We start from the raw sequence: 4578 nt of genomic DNA, 5'->3' as shown, positions 1-4578 counted from the left end.
GGTGGGAGCCCAAGAAGCTGCGCCATCGCCTGTTCGCCATCCCCGCCACCCTCGCCCGGAGCGGCCGGCGCGTCATCCTGCACGTCTCGGATCGCCAACCATGGGTCGACACCGTGGTCGCCGCAGTCGGCGTGCTGCGGGGCCTGCCCGCCCCCGCGGGATAGCCCCCGGTATGCACCTTGACCGCCCACCATCTGAAAGAACCCCACGGCCCGGACAGCCCGACCCCCGCAGCGACATGCGGCGAACCGTCGCACCCGCCTGCCAGAATCAATGCTCAGTTCGACGACACAGCCGCCGAACCCCCACCCAGCAGCCACCCATGAAAAATCGAGGTTAACGATGGTAAATTCCGCAAACTGAATGGAAGGTGTCATGAGCGAACACTTGTCGTCGCGTCGAACCGTCTTGAAGACTGCTGCGTGGTCAGCACCTGTCGTCGCCCTCGCCGTGGCTGCACCGCAAGCAGCAGCCTCGGGCAGTGGGAACACGACCCCAACCTGTGGATCAGCAGGAGATAACGGTACGTTCACCGTTACCAAGAACCAGGATGGTACGTATCTCATCGTCGTGAATTACAAAGAAGCACCAGACATTTACGAAGCGAATGTCCGCACCGAGAGTGGGTCCTTCAGCTACGGCACCAACTACAATTCGGCCCCCGCTAAGGGTTCAAAGACGTGGACGATTACTGTCCCGGGTAAGCCCGTCTGGATTCAGATCCACACCTTCAACTCCCATTTCGGCGAGCCCACCTGCCCCGCCCCCGCGAACTGGTGAGATAGCGAGATAAATCAGGACAGCCAGACCGTCCAGCGCGCGTTTTTCCCGCGCTGGACGGTCTGGCTGGTTTATGTGAACCGATACACGGTAGTTGATACTCATCTCAGTTCAACTCATCGTGTGGCAAATCGGAAGAAAATAGCGTTGCCAGTCGCATGAACTGGTGACATCCCTTGTCAGCTAGCGGTTGATGCCCACTGGCTCAGGATGGTTTCGTGTGTGATGGAAGCCAACCGCCGAATCCCGCGCAGGGTGCGTCCGGTTGTGATGGGCCCGTTCGATCCAGATAGCGATTGCCGTCTGCAGATGCTTCCGAGTTTTCCGGGGGGGGCGACAGTCGAGGACGCTCATCTCCACAGCAGGAGCTGAAGGACTCTACATCCGCGTGACCCCGCAAAGATGCGACTTGCCCTGTGGAACTGACCGACTGATGGAGCTGCAACGAGTGAACCGTCGGATCTGAAGTGACCACCTCGGCGACGATGCTTCGCGATGTAGGTACTTCTCTTCCTCGTCACACCCATCGAGGAAATCCTCTCCCGCGGTCCCCGCAAAGAGAACCCGCCAAGACGGTGTCAGGGCTACAGGGGTCACACCACCGGGAAGCCAAGAGATCTGGTCGAGTTCGGGACAGTAGACGCACCCAAACTCGACCAGACCCAACGAGATGATCAGCCAGCCGAGCGAGTCCCCGAGCAGCACTCAAGATCCGGCCGCCAATCCCAGCACACCCCCAGAGGATCGTGACTCAGGAGATCATGAACGGCTCCAACAACCCGGTGTAGGACTTCGCCAGGGGGACGGCGTACTCCCCCCGGGCGCAGCCTCCCACCCCGATCCGCACCATCGTCTCCACCAGACCCACCCCGGCACCGACTCCGTCGATCACGGGAGCCCCGGTCTCGGCGCTCACCCGGGCGGCCATCTCGGCCATCCCGGCGCAGCCGAGGACGATGGCCTCGACCCCGTCGTGGGTCAGCGCCTCGCGGGCCAGGTCGGCGACCATGTCCTCGGCCGAGTCGACCGCCAGCACCGGCACCTCGCAGGCCAGCACCTCGCGGCACCTGTCCCCGAAGCCGTAGCTGCGGGCGAGGTCCCACGCTCTCCCGGCGGTCCGCGACAGGGTCGTCACCACGGCGAAGCCGCGTGCCGACAGCGCCGCCACGTGCATCGCGGCCTGGGCGATCCCGATCACCGGCCGTCCCTGGGCGAGCTCCCGGGCGGCGTCCATCCCCGGGTCCCCGAAGCAGGCCAGCACGAAGCCGTCGACCTGGTCGGCGACACCGCGGGCCACCTCGGTGAGCACTCCCGGTACCGCGAGCGCCTCGTCGTAGTGACCCTCGATGCTGGCCGGCCCCATGGCCGGGGTGACGGCCTCGATGACGGTGTCGGGGGCCGCCGCAGCATGGGCCGAGGCGGCGATCGTCTCCGTCATCAAGGCCGACGTGTTGGGGTTGATGACCCTGATCCGCATGGAGTCAGGCCCGCTCGCCCGCGGTGGCCCCGGGCACGTGCGCGTAGCTGTTGATCTCCTTGTCGGCCAGGTTGGCGACGCGGGAGGACCGCGAGTTGAGGTAGTACACCAGGGCTCCGACGCCGGCACCGATGAACCAGGAGAAGTTCGCCGCCGTCTTGAAGGGCTCGACGGGGGTCAGCACGATCGCCAGGGCGATGACGCCACCGACCACGGTCGCGATCACGGCCTTCGGGTTGACGCCCTTGGTGTAAGTAGTAGCGGCCCTTGGAGCTCATCGTGTAGAGGTCGTCGACGACGACGTGCTGGTGACGGATGAGGTAGTAGTCGCAGACCAGGATGCCGAACAGCGGGCCGGTGAAGCTGGCCAGAACGTCCAGCGTGTAGTGGATGACCTCATCGCTGGAGTACAGGTTCCAGGGGGTGATGAGCACCGAACCGACCGCCGCGATCATGCCGCCGGTCCGCCAGGAGATCTTCTGGGGAGCGACGTGGGAGAAGTCGAAGGCCGGGCTGATGAAGTTTGCGACGATGTTGATGCCGACGGTCGCGATGGCGAAGGTCATCGCGCCGAGCACGATGGCGAAGGTGTTGTCGATGCGCGAGACGGTCTCAATCGGGTCGGTGATGAGCTTGCCGTAGACCGGCACGGTGGCCGCGGCGCACACCACGGTGAGGATCGAGAAGAAGGTGAAGTTGATCGGCAGGCCGAGCAGGTTGCCGCGCTTGACGTCGGACATCGTCCGTCCGTAGCGGGAGATGTCGCCGAAGTTGAGCAGCGGGCCGGAGAAGTAGCTCACCACGATCGAGGTGGCGAGGAACATCGCCCCGACGGTGCCCCAGCCCGAGTACTTGATGCTGCCCAGGGTGAGGTCGATGTTGCTGGTGCCGGCCTTGTACACGAGGTAGACGGTGAGCACGATCATCACGACGTAGACGGCGGGACCGGCCCAGTCGATGAACTTGCGGATGGCGTTCATGCCGCGCCAGAAGACGAAGGCCTGACCGATCCACAGCAGGATGAACGCTCCCCACCCGATGGTGGACAGCCCGACGAAGCCGTGCTGGGAGACGTCGGAGTAGGGCTTGAGGGCCGGCCACAGCTTGAGGGCGACCACCACGATGGCGTCGGAGGCCAGGTAGGTCTGGATGCCGTACCAGGCCACCGCGATGAGACCTCGCAGGGTGGCGGGAATGTTGGCCCCGCGCACGCCGAAGGGGGCGCGCGAGATCACCGGGAAGGGGGCGCCGGCGACCTGGCTGGGCTTGGCGACCAGATTGGCCAGCAGCATCACGATGACGATGCCGACGATGAGGCATACGAAGACCTGCCAGCTGGCCAGCCCGAAGGCGAACAGGCTGCCCGCGGTGACGTAGCCGCCGACCGAGTGCACGTCCGACATCCAGAACGCGAAGATGTTGTACCAGTTCCACTTCTGCTTCACCAACGGCGCGAGGTCGTTGTTGTAGAGACTGGGGTGGTAGTCGGACCCAACGTGGACATCGGCTGACGATGTCGTGGCGGACGACCCCGAGCCCTCAGCGAGCTCTGTGGTGACCATGTAAACCTCCAGGAGAACGATGCCCGGCTACCAGTCGGACAATGATGGGAACTGCGGGGTGCTGCGACCTGCGACGACGACTTCAGCCGAGGCTGGTCACGTTCTGGGGGTGCGAGTCAAGCGCCTGTGATGCGGCGTCCGCGGCCGCCTCAGCCTCGGCCATCGTGACCTTCTTACGGCCGTAATAGACGTCGTGATCGATCTCATTGGTGGAATGAGCGACAAGCATCGCCACGATGGTGTCCCCATTCACATTGAGGAAGGTACGGAACATCCCAGTGAACCAGTCCACCGCGATGAGCAGGCCGACTGCTTGCAGAGGAAGGCTGAGTGTCGAGGCCAAGAACATTGCAATGACCGGGAATCCGCCGGGAACGGTGACCGTACCCATGTTGAGCAGGAAGACCAGGGCCAACGCCATGATCACTTGGCCTGCGCTCAGTCGGACATTGCCAGCCTGCGCCAAGAACATGACAGCGACCATGTAGTTGAGCATTGCCCCCTTCGAACCCATCGTCAGGCAGATGGGCAGCGTGAAGTTCGCCACCCTAGCCTCGATTTTTCATGGGTGGCTGCTGGGTGGGGGTTCGGCGGCTGTGTCGTCGAACTGAGCATTGATTCTGGCAGGCGGGTGCGACGGTTCGCCGCATGTCGCTGCGGGGGTCGGGCTGTCCGGGCCGTGGGGTTCTTTCAGATGGTGGGCGGTCAAGGTGCATACCGGGGGCTATCCCGCGGGGGCGGGCAGGCCCCGCAGCACGC

General features: G+C 64.1%; 4 protein-coding genes and 1 pseudogene. 2 read left to right on the top strand and 3 right to left on the bottom strand.

The features are described from left to right. Both H590_RS18555 and H590_RS18795 read left to right on the top strand, forming a co-directional pair. Nucleotides 1–164: pseudogene (locus tag H590_RS18555) on the top strand (IS1380 family transposase); the annotation flags it as partial. 211 nt (nucleotides 165–375) lie between these two features. Continuing rightward, entirely contained in the window at nucleotides 376–780 is a 405-nt protein-coding gene (locus H590_RS18795; protein WP_126412673.1) for a hypothetical protein, read from the top strand. Between the two features lie 751 nt (nucleotides 781–1531). Here H590_RS18795 and H590_RS0113545 read toward each other — a convergent pair. The 3 genes from H590_RS0113545 to H590_RS16945 all read right to left on the bottom strand — a co-directional run bounded on the left by H590_RS0113545 (nucleotide 1532) and on the right by H590_RS16945 (nucleotide 4366). Continuing rightward, complete coding sequence (locus tag H590_RS0113545) at nucleotides 1532–2218, bottom strand: aspartate/glutamate racemase family protein (protein WP_232021004.1); 687 nt, start codon at nucleotides 2216–2218, stop codon at nucleotides 1532–1534. Further along, nucleotides 2218–3819, bottom strand: a complete 1602-nt coding sequence (locus tag H590_RS16950) for an NCS1 family nucleobase:cation symporter-1 (RefSeq protein ID WP_071161774.1) — start codon at nucleotides 3817–3819, stop codon at nucleotides 2218–2220. The genes H590_RS0113545 and H590_RS16950 overlap by 1 nt, the downstream gene beginning before the upstream one ends. 82 nt (nucleotides 3820–3901) lie before the next feature. Next, on the bottom strand, nucleotides 3902–4366 hold the full coding sequence (locus tag H590_RS16945) for a cation:dicarboxylate symporter family transporter (protein WP_028703931.1): 465 nt from the start codon (nucleotides 4364–4366) through the stop codon (nucleotides 3902–3904). Nucleotides 4367–4578 lie beyond the last annotated feature (212 nt).

The organism is Acidipropionibacterium jensenii DSM 20535 (genome assembly GCF_000425285.1).
GTDB lineage: Bacteria > Actinomycetota > Actinomycetes > Propionibacteriales > Propionibacteriaceae > Acidipropionibacterium > Acidipropionibacterium jensenii.
Note: the sequence above shows the minus strand (reverse complement) of the source record. Positions and strands in the feature narration are given on the sequence as shown.